The organism is Thalassoglobus sp. (assembly GCF_048270125.1).
Taxonomy (GTDB): domain Bacteria; phylum Planctomycetota; class Planctomycetia; order Planctomycetales; family Planctomycetaceae; genus Thalassoglobus.
Genome location: NZ_JBLWTN010000009.1, coordinates 112,085 through 134,828, shown reverse-complemented (window position 1 = coordinate 134,828; position 22,744 = coordinate 112,085). Strand labels below are relative to the sequence as shown.

General features: G+C 49.9%; 16 protein-coding genes. 7 read left to right on the top strand and 9 right to left on the bottom strand.

Features of this window, described 5'->3' with window-relative positions:
• Nucleotides 1-32: 32 nt before the first annotated feature.
• Entirely contained in the window at nucleotides 33-704 is a 672-nt protein-coding gene (locus ACN0YR_RS12935; RefSeq protein ID WP_417849652.1) for a hypothetical protein, read from the bottom strand.
• Between the two features lie 202 nt (nucleotides 705-906).
• On the bottom strand, nucleotides 907-2,232 hold the full coding sequence (hflX, locus tag ACN0YR_RS12930; RefSeq protein ID WP_417849651.1) for a GTPase HflX: 1,326 nt from the start codon (nucleotides 2,230-2,232) through the stop codon (nucleotides 907-909).
• A 267-nt stretch (nucleotides 2,233-2,499) separates the two neighbouring features.
• Here hflX and ACN0YR_RS12925 point away from each other — a divergent pair, with 267 nt between their 5' ends.
• Nucleotides 2,500-3,768, top strand: coding sequence for a YkgJ family cysteine cluster protein (locus ACN0YR_RS12925; RefSeq protein ID WP_417849650.1), 1,269 nt, complete (start codon nucleotides 2,500-2,502; stop codon nucleotides 3,766-3,768).
• Nucleotides 3,769-3,866: 98 nt separating this feature from the next.
• Here the strand turns inward: ACN0YR_RS12925 and ACN0YR_RS12920 are convergent, their stop codons facing one another.
• From ACN0YR_RS12920 to ACN0YR_RS12910, 3 genes are all read right to left on the bottom strand, one after another.
• The gene (locus ACN0YR_RS12920) at nucleotides 3,867-4,208 is read right to left on the bottom strand and encodes an STAS domain-containing protein (protein WP_417849649.1); all 342 of its coding nucleotides are present in this window, start codon (nucleotides 4,206-4,208) and stop codon (nucleotides 3,867-3,869) included.
• Between the two features lie 321 nt (nucleotides 4,209-4,529).
• Nucleotides 4,530-5,990 (bottom strand): HTTM domain-containing protein, encoded by a 1,461-nt coding sequence (locus ACN0YR_RS12915; protein ID WP_417849648.1) that lies wholly within the window; start codon nucleotides 5,988-5,990, stop codon nucleotides 4,530-4,532.
• 104 nt (nucleotides 5,991-6,094) lie between these two features.
• On the bottom strand, nucleotides 6,095-6,742 hold the full coding sequence (locus ACN0YR_RS12910; protein ID WP_417849647.1) for a hypothetical protein: 648 nt from the start codon (nucleotides 6,740-6,742) through the stop codon (nucleotides 6,095-6,097).
• Between the two features lie 344 nt (nucleotides 6,743-7,086).
• Between ACN0YR_RS12910 and ACN0YR_RS12905 the strand changes: the two genes are divergently transcribed.
• Entirely contained in the window at nucleotides 7,087-8,583 is a 1,497-nt protein-coding gene (locus ACN0YR_RS12905) for an arylsulfatase (protein ID WP_417849646.1), read from the top strand.
• A 74-nt stretch (nucleotides 8,584-8,657) separates the two neighbouring features.
• Here the strand turns inward: ACN0YR_RS12905 and ACN0YR_RS12900 are convergent, their stop codons facing one another.
• Nucleotides 8,658-10,502 (bottom strand): sulfatase-like hydrolase/transferase, encoded by a 1,845-nt coding sequence (locus ACN0YR_RS12900; protein WP_417849645.1) that lies wholly within the window; start codon nucleotides 10,500-10,502, stop codon nucleotides 8,658-8,660.
• Nucleotides 10,503-11,100: 598 nt separating this feature from the next.
• On the opposite strand from ACN0YR_RS12900, the gene ACN0YR_RS12895 reads away from it, so the two are divergent.
• The 4 genes from ACN0YR_RS12895 (at nucleotide 11,101) to ACN0YR_RS12880 (ending at nucleotide 15,045) form a co-directional block, all read left to right on the top strand.
• Nucleotides 11,101-11,310, top strand: coding sequence for a hypothetical protein (locus ACN0YR_RS12895; RefSeq protein ID WP_417849644.1), 210 nt, complete (start codon nucleotides 11,101-11,103; stop codon nucleotides 11,308-11,310).
• 185 nt (nucleotides 11,311-11,495) lie between these two features.
• On the top strand, nucleotides 11,496-12,143 hold the full coding sequence (locus ACN0YR_RS12890) for an RNA polymerase sigma factor (RefSeq protein ID WP_417849643.1): 648 nt from the start codon (nucleotides 11,496-11,498) through the stop codon (nucleotides 12,141-12,143).
• Between the two features lie 446 nt (nucleotides 12,144-12,589).
• Complete coding sequence (locus ACN0YR_RS12885; RefSeq protein ID WP_417849642.1) at nucleotides 12,590-12,979, top strand: BlaI/MecI/CopY family transcriptional regulator; 390 nt, start codon at nucleotides 12,590-12,592, stop codon at nucleotides 12,977-12,979.
• On the top strand, nucleotides 12,979-15,045 hold the full coding sequence (locus tag ACN0YR_RS12880; protein WP_417849641.1) for a M56 family metallopeptidase: 2,067 nt from the start codon (nucleotides 12,979-12,981) through the stop codon (nucleotides 15,043-15,045). The genes ACN0YR_RS12885 and ACN0YR_RS12880 overlap by 1 nt, the downstream gene beginning before the upstream one ends.
• Before the next feature lie 98 nt (nucleotides 15,046-15,143).
• On the opposite strand, the gene ACN0YR_RS12875 is transcribed toward ACN0YR_RS12880, so the two are convergent.
• Complete coding sequence (locus ACN0YR_RS12875; RefSeq protein WP_417849640.1) at nucleotides 15,144-15,761, bottom strand: FHA domain-containing protein; 618 nt, start codon at nucleotides 15,759-15,761, stop codon at nucleotides 15,144-15,146.
• A 525-nt stretch (nucleotides 15,762-16,286) separates the two neighbouring features.
• On the bottom strand, nucleotides 16,287-16,661 hold the full coding sequence (locus tag ACN0YR_RS12870; protein ID WP_417849639.1) for a response regulator: 375 nt from the start codon (nucleotides 16,659-16,661) through the stop codon (nucleotides 16,287-16,289).
• Nucleotides 16,662-17,303: 642 nt separating this feature from the next.
• Here ACN0YR_RS12870 and ACN0YR_RS12865 point away from each other — a divergent pair.
• A complete protein-coding gene (locus ACN0YR_RS12865; RefSeq protein ID WP_417849638.1) occupies nucleotides 17,304-21,809 on the top strand; it encodes a PQQ-binding-like beta-propeller repeat protein in 4,506 nt (1,501 codons plus the stop codon).
• A 164-nt stretch (nucleotides 21,810-21,973) separates the two neighbouring features.
• On the opposite strand, the gene csrA is transcribed toward ACN0YR_RS12865, so the two are convergent.
• On the bottom strand, nucleotides 21,974-22,177 hold the full coding sequence (csrA, locus tag ACN0YR_RS12860; protein ID WP_145203653.1) for a carbon storage regulator CsrA: 204 nt from the start codon (nucleotides 22,175-22,177) through the stop codon (nucleotides 21,974-21,976).
• Nucleotides 22,178-22,744 lie beyond the last annotated feature (567 nt).

Sequence of the window (22,744 nt, the reverse complement as noted above, 5' to 3'; positions counted from 1 at the left end):
TCTTTCTGGTCTGAACCAGTTTCAACAGAACACTACGGCTGTATTGGCGGGGTCACAGTTTTCCCTTGAAGTTGGACATCGTCCCATTGCCCCAAATCGTCGAATGATCCCAAACCAACCTGGCCCCATGTGAATGTCTTATCGTGAGCAACCATTTGTGGTTGCTCCATGTTGTCAAAGTAGATTTCAATCAATCCATCAGAAACTCGGCGAACCACTTTGACCTGATGCCAGGTTTCATCTTTCCAGGGAGTTCCATCATTCGTCTTTTCGCTGATCTTGATGCGTGGTGCGTCGTTCACAATGAAAATTTGATTGGCATGAGGATCAGTCTTTTCTCCCAAATGGACGTAATAAAAATTCGCCGGGTCCTGATAACCAAAGAAGAGACACATATCTCGATGGGCTCTCGAAGACTGGAGCGTTTTCACCTTTGCTGTAAAAACAAAATCAGAAACCACTACGTCCTTCACCAACGAAAGACTATGAGGACTCCGATGAGGCGGCTGATAGTCACTCTTCCCGAGCAGATGATAGACGTGATTGCCGTTCTCTTCAGTCACTTTCCATTTTTTGACATCAGATGGTTTCCAGTTTTCGACTCCGCTTTCGAAGTCATCTTTGAAAACAGTTGGCAACGTCTCTTCGGCAGTAAGGGTGCCGAGCAAGAGTACAACAGCCAGAAAACAGTAGAGTGAACGCATCGGCATAGACCTGCATGACTGGAAAAACTTTTTCGTTGACGGAGACTCATTTCTACCGTAACGCCGAAGCCTCCCAAGATGCAACTCTACACAGACGACGATGCGATGATCAAAAACCGCCGATGACTCAGTCATTCAGCCAGAAACCAGCTCAAAAAAGACGAGCCGCAGTGAAATGAGTCGCCCACACTGGACGGCCCGCTTACCATTGATCTTCGGACTCGTCCTCAATTGGTGAACCATCCATGTTCGTCACGTTCGCCCCCGCCTGTGTGAGGCCATAGGCGAACCGCTTCGGGATCCGGCATTCGTAGACCACGTTGCTGTCTTCGTATTCCGTATTCACAACTTCAGCATGCTCAGAGAGAAACGCGTGTACTTTGCCATTTCCGGCAAGAGCTTCAACACGCGCGTCGAGATATCCATCCGCCAATCGAGAACAGACTGCCTCCCGAAGCTTATCGAAACCGATCTGCTCTTTAGCGCTGACCGAAATTGACGTCGGATACTTAGCTCGCAGAACATCAATTTTTGCGCGATCTTCAGCAGCATCGATCTTATTGAGAACGAGAATCGGATCGTCGCTATCAACACCGACGTCGTTTAGAACCTGATTCACAGTTTCAATCTGATCGGCGGCATCAGGATGAGCGCAATCGACGACATGCAGAAGCAGATCTGCATAACGTGCTTCGGACAGCGTCGACTTGAATGACGCCACCAAATGGTGAGGCAGGTCCCGAATGAAACCGACCGTATCACTCAGTAGCACACTCCCCCAGTTGGGGAGGGTCCATTTCCGAGTACGTGTATCAAGCGTTGCGAAGAGTTTGTCAGCGGTGTAGACCTCTGCGCCGGTCAAGGCATTCATCAAGGTACTCTTTCCGGCATTGGTGTATCCGACCAAAGAGACCGTCATGTGCTGAGTCCGGGCTGCGACTTGTCGTTCGCGCCGTTCAACCACATCTTCCAGCCTGCGTCGGAGTTCGGAAATCCGCCGGTCAACCAATCGACGGTCTGTTTCCAGCTGTTTCTCCCCCGGACCTTTTCCGCTGCCAATCCCACCACTGATTCGTTCAAGGTGAGTCCACATGCGTGTGAGGCGGGGCCGCAAGTACAGGAGCTGTGCAAGCTCAACCTGCAGTTTTGATTCGTAAGATCGGGCATGTGTCGCAAAGATGTCGAGAATCACTTCGCTCCGGTCGACAACCTGAGTTTTCGTGGCCTCCTCGATTTTTTTCCCCTGCGATGGAGAGAGATCTGCGTCAAATGCAATGAGATCGGCTTCTGTGACGCCGATCAAATCCTTCAACTCCTGCAGCTTCCCCTTGCCGATATAAGTCGCGGCATCCGGTTTGTCTCGAACCTGCAAAATCTTTCCGACAACTTCGGAACCTGCGGTCGTCACCAGACCTTCCATTTCATCGAAAGCTCGTTCTCGGCTGCGGCCGGAAAGTGGATCGATCACGGCGACGATCACACATTTACGAGATTGGACTTTCAACTTGTCGCGTTGTGGTTCTCCCAAGAATTTGGCTTTCTTATCAAAATGCAGGACATCAATGAGACTTGAATCAGTCCGAAAACCTCTGGAATCACCGCTTTCCTCAATGCTTGAGAGGGCAATTTCAGGTTTCAGGATCAGTTCTAAAATATCAACAATCAACTTGAGTGAAGAACTTGAGCCAAGTAATTGACACCAACCTGGCGAGTTGGTTCGCTCTCTTCTCCACCTCAGTTAAACTCTATCACTATAAGGATACCCAATTCATCACGTCGCGACTATCGAAATTTCATGCCACGATTGCAACTGGAACTTCCGACCATCCAAAACTGGAACTGTCACAACTGTAGTGGCTGTTGCAAACAGCATGGAATTTTTATCACCGAAGAGGAAAAAGAGCGAATCGAATCGCAAAATTGGGCAGCATCCAACGAAATTCCAGACAACATGGAAACGATTGTCACCGAGCGCAGCCTGATCGGTAAGAAAAAACATCGCCTTGCCCAGCAGGAAGATGGTTCATGCGTCTTCCTTGATGAACAGGGGCTATGTCGGATTCACGGAAAATTCGGCGAGAAGGCCAAGCCGCTCGCCTGTCGAATTTACCCTTACGCGTTTCACCCGAAAGGGAACGACATCTCTGTCAGCTTACGGTTCAGTTGCCCGAGCGTGACGCAAAACCTCGGAAAATCGATCACCCGCCAAAACAAGGAAGTTCGCGAAATCGCTGAACTGGTTGTTCCGGAAGGTCGCAAACAATCCGCAGCCCCCAAGCTCACAAACAAAGTTCAACTCACCTGGGAGGAAACGCTCGACGTCGTAAACGCTCTCGATGAATCCCTGGCAGATGAAAAGAGGCCGGTAGCGCTGAAATTGTTGCGAACGTATTTCTGGATCGATCTGATCCAAAAAACGAACTTCAAAAACATTCGCGGAGAACGCCTGAAGGAACTCCTCAACTTACTGACAGCTGCGGCTCCCGAGGAGGTTCCAACAATTCCAGAACCTCACCCGCCTTCCAAAGTGGCTCTGATGCAATTTCGACTCCTGGCAGGGCAGTACGCCCGCAAGGATACATTTGCATCGATGGACACATCGGCAGGTGGACGCCTGAAGCAATTGAAATCCGCCACACAACTCAGTTCGGGAACCGGGCTGCTACCGAAACTTCACCCTGACCTTAATGAGGTCCCGTTCGAAGCTCTGGAGGGGACATTCGGAAAGCTCTCTGAAGAGTCTGAAGAACTTTTCACCCGTTATTTTCGTGTGAAAATTCAGGGGATGCACTTCTGTGGCCCAGCTTATTACAACATCAATCTGATTGACGGTTTACACGCTTTAATGCTCGTCTTCCCTGCAACTCTGTGGATTGCCCGATGGAGAGCGGTGACACATGCACGCTCGAAGATCAACGCCGAAGATGTCCGGGAAGCCTTACAGATTGTGGACCATCAACATGGCTATTCCCCAGTGCTTGGTACCTGGGGCTCAAGAAAGCGAGTGACCACGATTGCCCAGATGGGAGACCTCCAAAAGCTCATCGTCTGGTATCAACGATAGAGCAATTCCAATGTCAGTCTTGACGATCTGCCTCGTGGTGGATGGCAGTTTCGCTGGTGAAATGCGTTCTTCACGGGCACACGGTAGAGCAGACTGCTCTAGTCATCAACTTTCGGGATCTCGACCATTTTCACTTCCATCAGTGTATTCAGCCTGGTTGTTTCGAGCACTTCCTGAATGTCGTCAGAGGGATTATAGAGTTGGACATTCACTGCCTGCTGCGTGATTGATGTCAATAACCCGAGAAGCCCACTTGGTAACAGCGTGACGCCTGTGAGATCGAAGGCAAGTGTTTCGCATTCAACATTCTCGATCAGAGCGAGAATTTCTTCCCGGCAAACCGCCACGTTGACATTGTCGAGGACATCCCGTCCACCGAAGCCGACAATCGTTGTCGGACCAACCTGATAAACTTCAAGGATGGGGGTCGGCTCATTCATCGATTTGACTCAACTTTAGAACTGATCCTGCAGCCTGAACTCGCTCTCTCAAACACAGAGAAAGGTGAGCAATCAAAGACTTTCCGGACTGGTTCTAATTTTCGTTGGGGAAAACAATCTGTGTACATCCATGAGCTTAATCATTCATCAATGTGAATCAAAGCGAAACTTGTCTGAGATCGCAAAGAACGAGGATCGTCACCGATTCCAGCAGTTTAACATTTCGCCTCCGGCAAGTGTCCGGAGGGTCCACTCTCCACAAGCGTCGTCTCTTGTCAGCTGCGATTCACAATGAAAATGGCCAGCACGAAGAGAATCCGTTTACCGAGACGGATTGACGATGTGAATAGTTCTACCAAGGCTGGGCTTCGTATTAACAGCGACCGACAATCGATATTCGCCAGAGGGCCAATCCTGACTGATCGGAACTTTGAAAGTCACGCGGAGTTCTTCACGGGGGGCAATGCTCCCTTCCCTTGCAACAACGCGGTTCTGGGAGTCGCGCAAAGTATACTCAACCCACAAGTCGCTGTGAGGGTGAAGTAATCGCGCCTGCATAAAAACAGTTTCGCCTGTCTGAAACGTATTCCGCGGATTGATGACATACCCACCGGCAACTGTTGTCCCCATATCAATTGAGAAGAGTTGATCTTCGACAGCCATTGAACGGTCGTCTTGTGTAATCTCAGCGACAGCTTCCTGAGTCAGCGGCTGCAAGACGATCCGCCCGTTCGGTCCGTTCTCAGAATAGACGTCCATTTTTCTCTCTGCGGCAATAGAGAAGAGAGACATTCCCAGAAGAACAACTCCAAAAGCTGGCCAGGAGGTAATCTGCGCAAGTGAGATCCGTTCAGCAAACTGCGGCGACTTGGGAAGCAGCGACTGGAAAAATGTTCCAATCCTCTTTGCTTCCGATTCCTTCAGGAAGACGAAATAGACAGCAAAAAACAGCAACGGAAAAACCAGCAATCCGAGCATGAAAAATGTCATCGCATGAAACAGAAGCCCAAAGGCCAGTAAGATGCGGCGGGCAGGATCCTTCCAGACGAGGAAGAGAAACAGAACTTCCCAAATCACAGCCAAGTACCCAAAGAGGACCAGAGACGCAGGGAATCCAGTCATCCACTCTCCCAGTGGATTATGGAAATTCATATTCGTCAGCGACCAGTAAAACATTTGATCTCCGCTGAAGAATCCATGCGTTTGAGTTTTGGTGACTGCAGATCCAAGGTAGACAAATCCGACGAGCAGCTGGATCAATCGCTGTGGCCAAACCTCAGCTTCCAGGCTGGCTGGCTCACCTGATTTCCGTTTTTTTATCCAGGCATCAACCGACCACACGGAGCCACATTCAGAAAATGAAAGCAGCACAAAAGTGTGGCAGGCGAAGATCGTATATTTCGTGAGCGTCCCCAATGCATCAAGCAATCCGAAGTAGGCGACAAGCGCTGACAACGCAACAAGTGAAAGACGAGTTTTCCAGCCGACACAAACTGCCAGACAAAGAAAAACCATCGCTGTATACAGACCCATCGCGATTTCAGGCGAGAAGATCGGCAAAAAGTCTGTCATCCCATAATTTTCCCAGAACGGAGCAGGGGCTCCATCTGATGAATACATCTCTCGAACGTTCGGCCAACGAGGGATGACCGCAAACAACATCGCCAGCGGAACAAAAATCCTTGCGAGCGCCAGCGAATAGGGAACTTCCTTCGCGTAAAACCACTCTCGAAAATGGTTCACGATTCCAGAACGCTTTGAGTACTGATGTTGTTCGTTCATGGTCGAGCCTTGTGCGCCCGTTCAGGCCGTTGTTCTAGGGGCTAGGGGGCGAGTATCAAGAATGTAGAGAGCGATCACCGTATATCGAAAATTGACGCTTCGGTTTAACGATCTACTGAGTCAGTCTGTTCGAATGAGACTTGCTGGATATAGTTTCGACTGGGCTGATACGGTCGATCGTCAACAATGAAAGGACGCGACTGAGCAATCGTTGTTCGCAGTACCGGATTGTCGACGAGTGACTGGTAAGCCAAATTCGCTTGCCAGTCATAATGCCGATCAACGACGGCTCCCTCTGGATCAAATTTTGTCCGCACGTAGTAGTAGACTCGCGGATCTTTGGGCTCGTCGAATTGCCGCGCCCACATTGAATCGGGGATGTTGTATTTCTTTGACCACAACTGCTCGACGAGCAATACGCGGGTGATCGGCTCATGATCAGTATGCCGGAGAGTGTTGGCTGCCACTTTTCCCGAGTAGAATCCCCACGAATCGTAGTCGTGTCGCTCGGCAGACCCATAAGGCTTGATCGGCTTCCACGGAGGAGAGACATCGTACAGGTTTCCGCTCTCACCCTCTGCGATCAGAAGCACACGTTTCTCGAAACAGCCCCAGCCACAATACATATCCCAAACGACGAAATAATTTGCCAAGTGGTCGTAAACATTGATCTTCAGGGCATGGACTGAGAGCCCGTAACAGAGAGATCCCAGATACAAAACGATAATAAAATTTGTACCCCAACGTCGCATTGTGCAGCCTCCTTGCCGCATGAATTCGCAATTTTCTCGCCACACTATCCAAAATGCCCGGTTTTGGGTCAATATGAAGTCCGTCGGATGCTCAAGCCGGGAAGATTCCACAGTTTACGATCCGAGAAATTACGAAAAGAGCCTCTGACGTCGTTCACGAGGGCAACCTGTCCAACCACTTCCCCACACTCCTTGCCACCGTACTCCGGGGAGGTCGCATTCCTGAAGGGGTTCGACATTTCGTCAGCATTTTGATTACGATTCTGATCACATGTGAACGTTTCATGCGGGAAATGAATCCCGAATTCTGCTCGACAGTCACATTCTAAAATCAGGACAACTCCATGAGATGGACGACTCTGCTCCTTGGATTCTTAGCCTTCGTCGCCGGACTTGAAGGTTTCACTCAGGCCGCTGAGCTATCGGGTTCGAAGCCAAATATCATTCTGGTGATCACAGACGACCAAGGATTCGGCCCTGTCGGCAAACATGGACATTCATGGATTCGCACTCCGAATATGGACAAGCTGTACGATCAGAGCACTCGCTTCACCCACTTTCTCGTTGCTCCCACCTGTGCCCCCACGCGATCCGCCCTGATGACCGGTCGACACCCAATGAGAAACGGCGTGACTCACACAATTCTTGAGCGTGAGAGAATGACCCTCAACGCAACGACTCTCCCGCAGGTGCTGAAACAAGCTGGCTACACATCCGGAATTTTCGGAAAGTGGCATCTCGGTGATGAAGATGAGTATCAACCGCACAATCGCGGTTTCGATGAGGCATTCATTCATGGCGCCGGAGGAATCGGACAAGCTTACGATTGCAGTTGCGCCGACGCTCCGGGAAACAAATATTTCAACCCGTACATCAAGCAGAACGGATCATTCCTACAGACAGAAGGTTTTTGCACGGACATCTTTTTCACTGCTGCACTCGGTTGGATCAAAGAAGTCAAAGAGCAAGATGCCCCATTCTTTGCTTACATCACGACGAATGCTCCTCATGGACCATTCATCGCTCCTCCCGAAAACGCCAAACGGTTCATCGACATGGGCTTCACAGAAGACGAAGCCGGGTTTTACGGGATGATTGAAAACATCGACGAAAACGTTGGGCAGCTCTTAAACAAAGTTGACGAATGGGGCCTCGCAAACGAGACCGTTATCATCTTTATGTCGGACAACGGTATGACCGGCAGAGGCTCGGGACGGCTTGGAAAACAGATTGGCACAACCGCAGGTGGTGACGAACTATTTCCGTACAATGCAAACATGAAAGGATTGAAAGGCTCTGTTGATGAAGGAGGTGTTCGCGTTCCATTCTTCATTCGCTGGAATGGAAAAATTCCGGCAGACCAGGATATCGATCGGATCGCTGCACATATCGATCTGTTCCCGACTCTCGTCAGCCTCGCTGGAGCAACAAATCCGGAAGGTCAAGTCGAAGGGAGGGACTTGCTCCCATTAATCGAGAACCCAAAATCTGAATGGAAGAATCGACTTCTGTTTAGCCACAAAGGTCGCTGGAAAACCGGAGTCGATCCGAATGAGCATCAATGGAAAGACTTTGCTGTTCGCAGTCAACGCTTTCGTCTGGTTGGCAGAGACCAGCTGTATGATATGCAAAAAGATCCCGGTCAAACAAAAAACGTCGCAGAAGAGTATCCTGAAATCGTCGAACGATTACTGAATCGTTACGATCAGTGGTGGAAGAAAACAGTTCCGATGATGGTCAACGAAAAAGCCGAAATGTTGCCATACCGACCGTTCCACGTGCAGTTCAAAAAACAGCAGGAATCGACAGGTATTCCAAAATGGAAAACACCGCAGCTATGAACAACTATAAAAAGCCATGATTTGACGACTCGCGGAAATTCCGTCTCCACGGGCATGCGGTCGAGCAAAGGGATCTAATCCGCAAGATACTCGAGACGTCGCGCGACGGTGTCGTTTTCCAACACGTTTGGCTGAAACAGCGACTTATCAATTTCGAACTCATAACCCGGTTTACCATCTCGCAACAACACGAGAGAGTTCAGAATGAGACCCGCTTCAATGCCGGAGTCAGTCTCTTTCAGCGCTTGCCGAAACGTTGCTTGCGGGTCCGCTGCGCCGATCAATCCCAGGAACTCGGCGGCCCGAATCCGTACTAACCGGTTCGAATCATTCTTTGCCAACTCAATCGCAATGGGCGCAAACTCTTTGGCCTCTTCACCAAACGAACTGCATGCGATCAATCCCCAATACTTCACCCAGGGATTCTTTGCTTCCAGCGCCTTCACGAGTTCTGGTTTGGCTTTGGAGAAAGGAAGTAAACTCAGGTCTGCAATCTTCACCAGCCGAGCGATTTGCTTTTGCCGCTTCTTACCGAACTCAACAGGGTTTTCGAAAGCGGCCTCAGCAAGATAACTTTCTGGATAGAAGCTGAGGTCGGGCAGATCAGAAACAAACAGAGAGAGCTCACTTCGCATCTCTTTCAAAACGGAAGCGTATTGAGGATCGCTCGCAAGGTTGTGAACCTCATGCGGGTCAGCCTCCACATCGTAGAGCAACTCAACAGGTCGCGGTTCGAAGAACGCCCGTTGAGCATCATTCAGTTTGCCTGCCTGATAGAGCTCCCGCCACTCTTGAAACGCCAACATGCGATAGCGGTAGTTGTTTTGCAGACCATCAAAATTGAACGGTTGATAGTTGCGAATGTACTCGAAACGCCCCTTTCGCCAGGTCCGCACCAAATCATATTTCTCGTCAAATCGATCCGCATATCCGAACGCGGTATCTCGCTTGTTTACTTCCACAGCCTTGACACCTTCACCCAGAAACGGCCGACCATCCACTTGCTCCGGAACATTCACTCCGGCCAGGTGCAGTGTCGTTGGGCCAAAGTCAATAAAGCTGACGAATCCAGATTGACGGGAACCCAATTCCGCATCGACCAAGTGCTTCCACTTCTCTGGCACGCGGACCACCAAGGGAACGTGTAACCCACTTTCGTAGGCATACCCTTTACCCCGCGGGAGAACTCCACCATGGTCCCCGAAATAAAAGATGAATGTCTCCTCGAGCAGGCCATCTGCTTTTAACTGATCGACCACTGCCCCGATCTGCTGATCGACAAGTTGCATCCGATCTCGATAGCGCGCGTTTGTGTAACGAAATGTTTTGGTATCTGGATGATAGGGAGCAACAAACACAGTTTCCGGGTCGGTGATCGTCTTTTCATTCGCCATCAGCTGCTTCGAAAAGTGCAACGAGCTTTCGTGTGTTGCCGTGAACGATTGTTTATAGAAGAAAGGCTGTCCCTCTTTTCGGGCTCGCCATGTGGCCTTGTTCGACGACATGTCCCAAACGCCTTTTCCTTCAACGGCATTATAATCTGTCTTGCTGTGATTCGCGGTGTAGTAACCGGCATCGCGTAGGTAAGCGGGGAACATTTTGAGCCCCTCCGGCATTGGCACAGCCACAGATTTCCGATGATATTGGGTTCCAATCCGAGGACCGTAGCAGCCGGTAATCAATGTTGTCCGAGCAACACTACAGACGGGAGCGTTAGAAAATGCGTGATCGTAAATCAGTCCATTCTGAGCAAGTTCCGCAATCCGGGGAGTCTCGACACCATACTCATCGTACATCTTCAGGTAGTGCATCGAGTTGTCTTCTGAAATCAACCAGACAACGTTCGGCCTCTCCGCAGAAAAAACAACGGAACTCACAAACTGAAAAATGAACAATGCAAAGATCGGGGTCGATTTCATAAGAGTTCCTTATCCGCCAGCAATTCGCAACAATAAATCCTCCCTCATAGTGACTGTTCAAAATGAATTCGACAATGCAACCGCCACAAAATCCCTCGCTGACGATCTGCTTCAACAAATGACAAACGTCACCAGATTCAATCTCATTAAAATAAATCCGATCTTAATTTTTATGCTCTGCCTTGTGGCGAGCAGCCAATGAATTCATAAAAGAGATCATCACGAGCACAACAAGCATTTGAAGAATCTGAATAAACTTGAGTGCTTACCCAGCTGGAAAAACTCAACTCACCTTTCATTGCGAATTCATAGATTGCTATGATCGGTAAGAGTAACCGTTCTTCATGTTTACCATTTGAGACTGAAACATGAATCCGTTGGCTCACGTAGCACCACGAGGAACGTATGCCAAAGCGTATTCCAGATTGCCCGAGACCAAACCAACAAGGACACCCCAAAGAGATCCTCGCGTAGTACATTCCAGCCAGATTAACCAATCACCAACATCGCGAAGTTCGCAAAGCATCGCAGTTCAATGCGGTCAAACAGCGAACGAAAGCTGAAGCTCGATTTCGGGCGAACTGAAATCGATTCACGAATGGAACACGCTCTTGTCGATTATCAATCAATCAACGAAGAAAAAATGGTTGCGATGCAAGCGAAGTCGTTGACAGGGGCAACTTTCCCGCCGAAGCCGTACTCAGGCTCAAAATTGCAATTTTTCACAAACTTGAGACAGCCCCCGTTAGGCTCGCTCTTGCCTGCACCGCCGACTCATTCCATCAAAGACCCTTGTAATCAGGAATGAATCTTATCACCAATAAGTTTTTCCCTGGCGCGCCCCGCGAGAAGACAAAATTCTCACAAAAATTTCTAATTTCGCGAGATTTCGCGGCAAATTAACGCCCGTGCTTCGCCCTCTAAGTAACGACAGGACAATGCGTTAAGTTGAACGACAACAAATTTCCGATAATTTGAGGGAGAATCTTAAAAATGGATCGCGAGATTATGGATTCAGATGAATCGAGAATGACTTCAGCGAGTTTAATTTTGGGGATTCAATCGGGAAAGGAGGATGCCTGGGTGCGCATGACGCACCTGTTTGGCCACCTGGTCTTCAAGTGGATCAAATCTCTCTCGAAGCATCAATTTCAGTCACACGACATCTCGGATGCCTCGCAGGAAGTCTTCTTGATTGCGACTCAGCGAATCGAGTCATATCGGCACTCGCGAGAAAAACATGGTTCCTTCCGAGGCTGGCTATTTGGAATTACTCGAATCGTCGTCCTTCGCCATTGGGAAGAAGTTGCAAAAACACCCATCCCGAATGACGAGCTTGCGCAGGAGATCGAATGGGTCCCAGAAGACCTCATCGATGGCCATAATTATGATGGAGACGTTTGGCTCCTTGAAATGGGACAAACTTACGAAGCGGTTGAAATCATTCAAGCAAACACAGAACCTCACGTCTGGCAGGCATTCTGGCGGACTGTCATCAATGGTGAGCAAGATGCCCATGTCGCTGAAGATCTCGGAATGAGCGAGAGCGCTCTCCGAAAATCTCGCTACCGCACAACGAAACGCCTCCGTAAACAGATCACCGAACTGGACAGCCAGTCCCCTGAACAACCAGAACCTTAAATAACTCTCCTGTGGAATATCGCCAGCCAGCGTCCTCATAAAAACGCTCCTTAAGCAATTCTTCTGGGCCTTCAAGTATTATCTCGTGAAAGTGAGTGATTCATTACATAGTTAGAGCACCTTTCGAATTAGTGCACAGGTTCTGCTTTGTGGCGGACAGCAATTTTATTAATGAAACACATTCTTCACGGGTACACGGTAGAGCAAGCTGCTCTAGAAAGCCTGCGCTAAAAAACTCCTGTTGAGTTCGACAGACAAGATTACGAAGACCTGGCTGCTCCGAAATGGGAATAATCTGAGATTGGACTGGAAATGAGGAATGGCTCGACGTAAAATTTTCACTTACGACTGTCCGCCAATAGAAAGTGATGTGCAAGATCAGTGGTTTGCAACAGACAGGACAGTCAAGATGGACCAGCCATATACCCCTTGAGCGAAAGTCTGAGATGAGCCAAAGGCCCGCACTCTCAAAGGCGGAAATGGAGATCGCCAGAATTGTCTGGGATCTACAAAAAGCAACTGTTCGAGAAGTCCTGGAAGCCCTCCCGGAAGGGCGTGACATTGACTACAAAACCGTCCAAACATTTCTCCGCCGTCTTGAAGCGAAAGGATATCTTTCTTCAAAGCGAAACGGACGCAGCTTAGTTTACACCGCCAAAATCCGTCCGAACCAAGTGATCCGGGAAACTGTCAAAGACTTTGTCGGAAGACTGTTTGATGGGGAGACACTTCCGCTAGTGGAACATCTAATCCGGGAACAAGGATTGGAGAGCGACGACATTCACCAACTTCGTAGCATGCTGAATGACCTAGAATCCGACAACACTTCCAAGTGATGAACGAACTGCTGGACACATCTCTCTGGCGACAACTTTGGCAAATCACGCTGCTGATTCCTGCCGTCGTCCTCTTCGTACGGTATGTCCTCCCGAAATCGCCGCATCTCGCATACGGCCTGCTGTTGCTGGTTTTAGTGAAAGCGATTTTCCCACCCATCTGGGATTCCCCAACCGGAATTCTCTGGGAAATGGTCCCCTTCGTTGGACAGAGTCAACCGGCAGTCACAGCCCCTGAGACTCCCGTAGAAACGGTCAACTCTGGAACCTTCCAGAAAGTTGATGCGGTCGACACCGGCACCGAAAATTCCTCGGCCGTAACAAGGTCGATGAAAGAGTCTCCAGCCATCAAAAAAAACGCAGCTGCTCCGCCAGCGCAACCGTGGCCATGGAGGCAGATCCTGTTCGGAATCTGGCTGGCAGGTGTGCTGAGTTTACTGGGGTACATCCTCGGGAAACGGGCACAACTGTTGCGGTTCCACAAAGATACCCAAGTCCCTGCTTCGGACGAACTTCTGGAAGCAGTCGAACTGGTTTCCGCTGACTTAGGATTACTTCACATACCTAAAGTCCTGGTGACACTGCATCCGACTGTTCCGTTTGCAAGCGGCTTCTTTCATCAGGTCGTCGTTCTGCCGTCGCATGTTGTCAGCCAGACCGACATCGCTGAAATCAAGCTGATTCTCGCACACGAGATGACACACTTACGCCGAGGCGACACACTGGTCGGCTTGCTGCAACTGCTTGTTCAAGTGCTGTGGTGGTTTCATCCGCTTGTTTACTGGCTCAATCGTGAAGTCCGTCGAATCCGAGAAGAGTGTTGCGATACCGATGTCGTCACACAATTAAAATGTCAGCCAGCTAATTACGCACGTTGCCTTCTGAACATGCTGGAACTGCATCAACAACTGCGACCTTCCAAGGAACTGGTTGGGCTCAGCCCACTCGAAGTGACAGCCAAGCGTATGCAAAACATCATGCGGACTCCAAAGCGGAAACAGCATCGGTTGTCTCAAACGATCTATGCACTCAGCTTGATCGCCTTTGCGTTAACGATCTTGCCGACATCGGCGAGTTCTTCTCTCACGCCCAAGGTCATTGTTGGCGATCTGGAACCACCAGCTGCGAAGCGTGTCGCTTCAACAACAGAACCGAAACACTCAAAGAAGAAGTCGCGTCCGAAAAACTCTCCGAAACAAAAGCCAGCCTTGCCACCGGTATCGGAAGTCGACCCACCAATTGACTCAAAGGCTCCTGCCACTCCCTCGGTTCCCGCTCCCGTTCCTGTCCAGAAGCTGAACTACAAATATGTCCGCGGAGACCAACATCCGTACCGCGTTAAAATCGAAGCAAAATATCCAACTGAAACTAGAACACACACCGGAACCCCAACATTTCGGGTCGATGCTTACGCTGCCGGGCTTCCAGCATTTTCACGACGCAACAAAACGTTTATCAATGAAGTCCTTCCCCGAGACGGAGTCGAACTGCCGACACTCCCGAGTGAGTTTGAATCGGAAGCAGATGATTCGCGATTCTCGTTGACCGCTCCCCCAACATTTGGTCGATCGTTTTCACCATTCACTGAAGAGGCTCCGACTGGTCCAGTCTCAGGCTCGAATGGTCAGGTGAATCCAACGGACGGTCAACTTCCTTACCTGCTCGGATCTCTGGAGTCCTGGGTGTTTCCACAACTTCCCCCAGATGCCACCCACAAGTGGCAGGAAGAGTTTCATCGAGAGATCACCTTGTTATCCACAACGACCTCCGTCACTTCTCCATTTTCAACCCCACATCAAGAGAAGCTGCATGCCACGATCCAGGTTGATGTGGCACCGAACTCCACCACTAAAAATGAAGTGACACTAACAAGACTCTGGACACTGAACACATCTGAACTGGCTAACGAGGAACCACGTCGTGAAATTTCTCTGACCGGGAAAATTCGATTCGATCTGAAACGTGGAATCCCAATCTCCGCCAACTACACCGGCCGACTGGTCGAGCGAGAACCCAATCGCGAATACCGCATCCCGTTACTCATTGAGATTCAACGGCTCGATTAGCGCATCTTTCGAATTGGCTTGCAGGTTCCGCCTCGTGGCAAGCTGCCTATGAACTCGTGAAAGTGAAATTCATGGGCACAAAAAGCATTGAAAATGCTCTAATCTTGCTGGGGTTCGATGAGCTCGTCGAGGTAGCGGGAGAGTTGAGGGGGGAGCATTTGCAGACGATGCCAGGCATCGTCTGGCAGGCGGACTTCACCTTCTGGGTGATCGGGAGTGTCCTGAATTTGATTGAGGATCGTGAGCATTTCAGTGCGAATGAATTCGATGAGCGTGGCGACTTCGGCAATCTGATTCGCTGAGAGTCCTGTTGGTGCCTGAGGTGGATCTAAAGGAAATGCTTCAGGGAGGTCGCCCGGGTCGTCTCCGACAGTTTCATGGGCGTCGGGAATCGAGAGGTCATCGCCAAGTTGCTCGAGTTCTTCTGGCGATCCAATCACCAAGAGACAACGTCCAAGGGCTATCTGGTCGCCAACTTGCACAGTTCGCATGCGTGTGAAGTGACCGTTAACACGGGTCCCGTTCGTGCTTTGCAAATCCGTCAGGATCAATTGGTCTTCATTTGCCTGAATTTTGGCGTGGTAGCGGCTAATGCGTTCGTCGTTGAGTTGAACGAGGTTTTCTTCTTCTCGACCAATTGTGATTGGGGTAGGCAGTTTGCGGAGAATTGCTCCCGCTTCAAGCCCCTGCACCACCTGGATTGTCACATCTGCCATGAATTCCCCAGTAGTTTCTTCTTATCTGTTCTCACAAAACCAGAAAAGTGCCCTTATTCCCAGTGAATGACAGCGATCCCAGAATTATTGTTAGCGTTTCTCAATAAACATCAGTGAATCGTAACCTCAGCACAGAAGGACTCACCAAAATCACTTCAGAAGTGCTCTCCGCAACAAATTGCCCGCCTCGATAGCCCAAATTCTTCATTCGCAGACAGCACTAGAGCAGTTTGCTCTAACGTGTGCCCGTGAAGAACGCATTTCTCCAGTAAAAATGCTGTTCGCCACGAGGCAGAACCTGCAAACCAATTCGAAAGATGCTCTAGCCTCGGATCGAGTGCATGATTGTTTCACCGAATCTATCGCCTGACGGCAGATACGACATGCTCTCTTCCTATACATCATCCGAGCGACAGCGTTCTGTGCTTTCAGTACCTGTGGAGAAATGATTCTATCAGGAAAAACGCTGAACTCCATGAGACGGAACTCGTACATCCGTTCGAAAACGCTCTTGTCTACGCTGCACTATAGCTTGACAGCACGATGGATGATATCGATGAGATGCTGACGACGCGGAGGTTTCCTAAGCACGCGAAATGCGTTGAGGTCGTACGCTTGCGTTTCGAGTTCTTCAGAGACATCGGAACTCATTAAAATGCACGGCAACTCACGGTAACGCTCTTTCAGCCACCGCAATGTATCTAACCCTGTCATGACGTGCATATGCATGTCGAGAATGACAACATCAACCTGAATCGTTTCCACAACTTCGATGGCACGTTCGCCGGATTCGACGGCGACCATCGGAAAATGTGGCTCCAAGATTTCGATAACGGTCTCTCGAAATGCCTGATCATCATCAGCAATGAGCAAATTGGGAATTTCAATTGGAGCGACCACGACCTAATCCTTGTCAGAATTTACGTCAAATCTGTTCTGTTTCTGCCTATTCGTTATCATAGAATGCTAAGAACTGTCAATTCAGATATTCTGAAGCTGCCATTTCCCGCGACTGTTTCGCACCAGTGTGAACCATTTCCGCATGCATTTCGGCTTCCACCAGAGGGATAATTATAGACCATGGGGCGTGGACATCACCCCCGAAAATATCACAAAATTGACATGAATCCATCAAATCATTGATGACTCAGAACGACAGCGAAACAGAAAAAGGGAGAAACTGAGGAAACTGGTTAAAAAGACGACAAGAGAGCCCCGGATGCCGTATCTCATTTGCTTTTATGAGAACCAGCCCGGAAACTTGTGGGATGGTCACTTTTCATTCTGTTTGAGAGAGCAAATTCAGATTTCAGGTTCAGTTCTGAATCAGTTTGGAAGCAGGTTGAGTCATTGGCTGAAACCTTTCAGGATACAGATTCCTCACCGAAGCCTCTTCGGAATTTTGACCTCCGTCTCTGCATGCCACTGCCGTCAATTCGTCCTCAAGAGTTTAATTCCCCACACATGCCTGAAGAACCTCATACTCTGGAATCGAACGTCGTACGGATGACGATTAACACTCACTGCCCAAGGGCAAAAAATATGAAGATGGACCGAGCGATTTTCTTTTTGGTCTTCTGTTCACTTTGGTTTCAGGGACTCGCCTCCCCATCGCTGGGGCAGGGTGTCTTCAACCCGTTGTTCCCACCTCAGCCAAGCGAAGAGCCCGATCCAACCTTTCAACATCTGCGACGCCTTCCACGCGATCCCCTTGCAGAGACTGCATTGTTTCGTGCTAAAGAAGCGATCGAGAACGGGCAGGTCGCTGAAGGACTGGAAGCTTTGCAAACAATTTTGAATGACTCAGAGGATTCATTTCAAACGATCGGCATGGAAATCAGCGGCTCTACAAAGCATGCAATTGAATTGATCATTGCCGAGCACGCTGAGGATTACGAACGTCTGTTCGGCGCCGAGGCCATGCAACAGTACGAGACAGCGATTTCGTCTCAGGATCTGAACGCACTCGCGGAGGTCGGGCGCCGCTTCCGTTCGACAAAAGGGGGGCAGCTGGCACGAAGTCAATGGGCGGCACTAAGCGTCGATCGCGGAGAGATCGGAGCGGCTGTCCGTGAGATCGCTGGGACCGCACGGTTCTCAGGAGGAAACGACTTAAATGCGAAAGTCAAACGTGCCGCTACGCTCATGGCGATGTCCGGAAACCCGAGTCGGGCGGAAGCGATTCTGCAAGACTTTGAAGGTGTCAATCTCGACCTCGCGTCGCTTGCGAAGTCACCTGTTCTTCCACCATCGGAAGCAGAAATTTTCGAATGGAGAATCCCCTCTGGAAACGAAGCACACATCGGATCATCCCGCTTTACTCCTGTGATGTTTTCTGATGCCTGGTCGCAGCCATTAATCGATCAATACGATTTTTTCCTCGGGAATGCCGCGAAAGAGAAAGCGTTGCTGGACGATGCACAATCGTTTGCCCGGTCGACCGAGTCCTCTTTGTGGTCTCATTACTCTCAAACTGTGTTCCCTGCGGGACGTTCGTTGATTGTCGGCAATCGAGTGATTGTGCCAAGTTACGGAACGATCAAATCCTACAATCTGGAGACCGGAGAAATCGATGGCGTCGGAGTCAACATTGACCAAACATTCAAATACTTACACGAATACACATCCGGCCCGTCTCTGGCGAACGATGAGCATCGGGAAAAAGTTCGCAACCTGTTTTTTGCAGTCCGTGGCTGGCGAGATCTCACATCGGCATCACTCAGTACAGATGGCAAATATGTCTACGCAGTGAGCGATACTCAACTCGTCGGAACCGTTGATCGCGAATTCTTAAACCGATCAACACAGCGTCATGAACTGGTGCCTCAGCCCTTCAATCAGCTGCATGCTTTTGAACTCAATGCCGGTCTTCGAAACCGCTGGTCGATCGGGACCGTTGACGAGAACGCGTACACACCGTTTCAGCAGGATGAAGAGATTGGCCGTGAAATTTTCTTCTACGGAGCCCCCACACCCGTTGGCGATCAGTTGTTTGCCATTGGAGAAGAGCGGGGACAAATTCAGTTGTACGAACTGGACCGAGAAACGGGTTCTGTTCTCTGGTCACTCGGATTGCTGAATTCTGACAAGGAAATCGTGCTCGATGAACGACGACGCCTCGCCGGGCTGATGCCAGCTTATCTGGACGGGTTGCTCATCTGTCCGACTGGAGAAGGCGTGATCACAGCCGTGGACCCGTTCTTGCGGCAAGTTGTCTGGACGCATCAGTACGAAGAAACACGACGGATCGTCCAGAATCAAATGATGTTCCGACGCGGACTTCGAAGCCGCGGCCAAACGGTTTCTCAATCGAAAGATCGCTTACTGGATGATGATCGCTGGTTCGATTCCAAGGTTGTCCAGGCAGGTCGATTGGTCATTCATACTCCGCCAGATTCCGATGAACTTGTCTGCCTGAACATCAGCGATGGATCGCGAGTTTGGGAAAAGCCACTCTTTCGACAACGATTACTTTACGTCGCCGGCGTTTATCGAGAGTCGCTCATTGTCGTCGGCCGGAGTGAAGTCGCTGCGCTAGACCTCGAAGATGGCTCGCACATCTGGAGTGCTTCAATCCCTCGTCCATCAGGTCGAGGAGTTCGCATGGGCGATCAATTCGTACAGCCGCTGATGACCGGAGAAGTCGCCATCATCGACCTGAAAAATGGTCGGCAACTTGCAAGATCGCAAATGCCTGGCCAGCAAATTATCGGCAATCTTTCGACTGCTCATGGAAGGTTAGTCGCTCAATCGGGGACAGCAATTCTGGCTTTCAAATCGTCTCAGGAAGTCGAAGAGATGTTGGCGACTCTTTCGGAGACCTCGAAGAAGTTAGCGATTCAAGGCGAACTTCTCCTGCAAAAAGGTGAACGAGATGAGGCCATGTCTCTGCTGGACTCAATCGATCCAGATGCCCTGACTCCTCGTGCGAAGACGGTCTTAGGCTGGGCCAAGATTGATGGGTTGCATTCTGATTTCGAAGCACACCGATCAGAGATCGCCAGTATTGAAAAGTTACTGACCACCGAAGAGCAGACCTTCACATTTCTCCTCACCCGCGCAAATGGCCTCAAAGAATCAGGAGACCATATTGGTGCGTTGAAAAATTATTTACAGCTATTCGAAAGCCTGGTCCGGAAAGCGACATTGCGAGACCTTGACGGGCTCCAGGAAGTCAGTGATCAACGCTGGACGCTCGCTCAACTGGAAGCACTTTATGAGTCGGTCCCCATGGATCAGCGAGCTGCATTCATTACTGAGATTCAGCAATGGCTCGAATCGACTTCCAACGAAATTGCCGTTCTCGATTTCTTAAGAATGAGCTCCTTTGAGCTGGTTCCTGCAAAACAGGCTTTATCGCAGCTCCTGCAAATCACAGCACGTCCACAGAACGCAGGAGACCTCTCGCAGATCTACTCACGACTCTCCAGTGCTCTGGACCCTGCAATTTCACAAGTCGCCAATCAGGAGTTGGCCCGACTCGCCCTCCTGCTTAAGGATGGCTCAACCGCCGATCACTACTTGAAATTGCTCGAACATCAAGATGTCAAAGCTTCCGACTCAGACCTCTCCTCTGCGGAGATGGCAGCTGCAATTCGAAACGAAGAACAGTGGGACGAACTATTTAATTCCGTTCCGCGCTGGCCTGACCAAGTGACGGAATCTGATCAACAAAAGAAATTCACGAAGGCGGCCCGTCATCAAATCCCGCATGTTGGTCCGGAATCGGTTCCGCTTCAAGGCTGGACGTTTTTCTTGAATCACATGGGATCACAAATCGACATCTATGACGAACATGGTCGTCGACAGACTCAATTGCCGACACGAATTGCTTCGTTACGCATCCCTGTTGGATCATCAATAGGACGATATGTTTCGACACATGGCCACTTGGCACTCATCGTCTTAGCCGATCGTTTTCTGCTGTTAGACTTCCAGCACCGCAAAGACTCACCACGCTTGATCGCCAGCCAGAATCTTGTCGCAGAAGAGCAAAATCCTCTTGGAGCGCCGGGTGTCATCAATCCTAATCAGCAGCAGCCAACTACTGGTTTCCGAACATTTCTCTCAATGACCTCGACAGGAACACCAGCTGGAAACGTCGGAGCCATTGGAACTTCGACACTCAGTTTTGGATTGGGAACTCAACTCACCACCATCGACCCATTGACCGGAAAAGTTCAATGGCGTCGCTACGACTTCGATTCCGGAAGTGAAATTTTCAGCGACGACGAATTTGTTCTCACATTGGCTCCGAATGAAGATCACCTCCGAGTTCTTCGTGCCAGCGACGGCATGGACCTGGGAACACGCCCCATTCCTCAGGGTGCTATTGCTTCCAACCTGGAACGTCTAAACGGAGATTGGGGGCGCTACTTCCCAACGATTCAGGAGACCGAAGAGACGATTCGTTTTGCCATGGTCGATCCAGTGTCCGAGGAATCGCTGTGGAGCTTCGAAGCTCCAAGCGGATCAATCTGGTGTACTGTGAGCCAAAGGGACATCGCATTTCTTGCTCCAGATCAAACGCTGACAATTCTTGACGGTCTTACGGGTGAACAAAAGGTACAGCGAAAGATCCCGGTTGACGAAGAAGTCATTTCAATGACCATTCTGAAACGGCCGAACCAGTGGATCGTCCTGCCAGGAACGGGTGAACCGGTGCAGTACGACTATTCGTATCCCTCACGCATTACGCGCACCATTGAAAAGACAGTCGCCGGAAAGGTTGTAGCGATCAATGAGCTGACCGGAGAGGTGGAATGGTCTCAAGAAATCGAAGATCAGCACATGTGCACGCAAACGCCGAGTGCGTGGCCGATTCTGTTCTTTGGGAAGAGTTACGGAAACTCTATTCGTGGGTTAATCCTGAATCGTTTGACCGGAGAGAAAGTGATTCAGGAACAGTTCGAATATGATCGAACCTGGATTCACTGGCAGTCGTCGGTCCAGCCAATGCAAATTTGGATTGCCTACGGGCGCAAGACCGTGAGTCTCGATTGCCTGGAACGCCTTGGTGATGCAGAAGAAGCACCCAAGGAAGAATAGAGCCAGTTCGAAAACAAGTGGAATGGTTATTTTTCTCTGTATACGAGAGAGCAAATTCAGATTTCGGATTCGTCCTCAACACAAGCAGGCAGACACTCAAAAGCGATGTCGGTGGACAAATCGAGCCGATTTTCCGACAGCATCTTCAAAGGTCAACGAGAAGCTCAATCGCGAGACGAGGCGGTCTCATCGGGAGACGCTTTGTGTTCCGAATTGATCGCTTTGTAAACTTCTTCGCGGTGAATGCTCACCTCTTTGGGAGCTTCGATTCCTAACCGAACCTTATCGCCCTGAATCGAAACCACCATGAGGGTAATCGAATCACCAATAATAATTTTCTCGTCCTGTTTCCGGCTGAGTACTAACATCGCTCCAGTTCCTATTCACGGCTCCTGATAAATCGTCCACTCCTCTATGGTCGGACAGATGTTAGAACCTACGTCAGCCCTCCTGACAAAGAGCGCTCGGAAAGTCTTTATTTCCAAGAACTTCGTTCGAACAGGACAGTTTTGATGGATCACTCCGCCAGAACGCATCGCACAGCGCAAGCCGATTGACACGAATGGACAAGCACGATCACAACGAGCGGACCAATTGTAACGATCACTCACACTCAGAAACCGGGAATCACCACCGGATGCGAATTGAGGTAAATCCACTCAATAAATGTTCGACAACAGGTCTTTACTATCCCTGAGCTGAAAATGGACACAACTTGAGCAACAACTTCAGGTGCAGTCAAAAGCAAAACAGCTGCAACATGATTACCTCAAAATTGTTGCCTCAAATCGTCACGATGTTTGCTGACAACTCCATAGGCCTCGCTCGGCGGTTCATGTGATGGTTGATTTCCTGGTGGAGTCCCTGTGTAATCATGTTACAGTTTGAATCTTTCACCCGGCTTGAAAGAGCCCGTCACCGCAAAATGAGTCCAT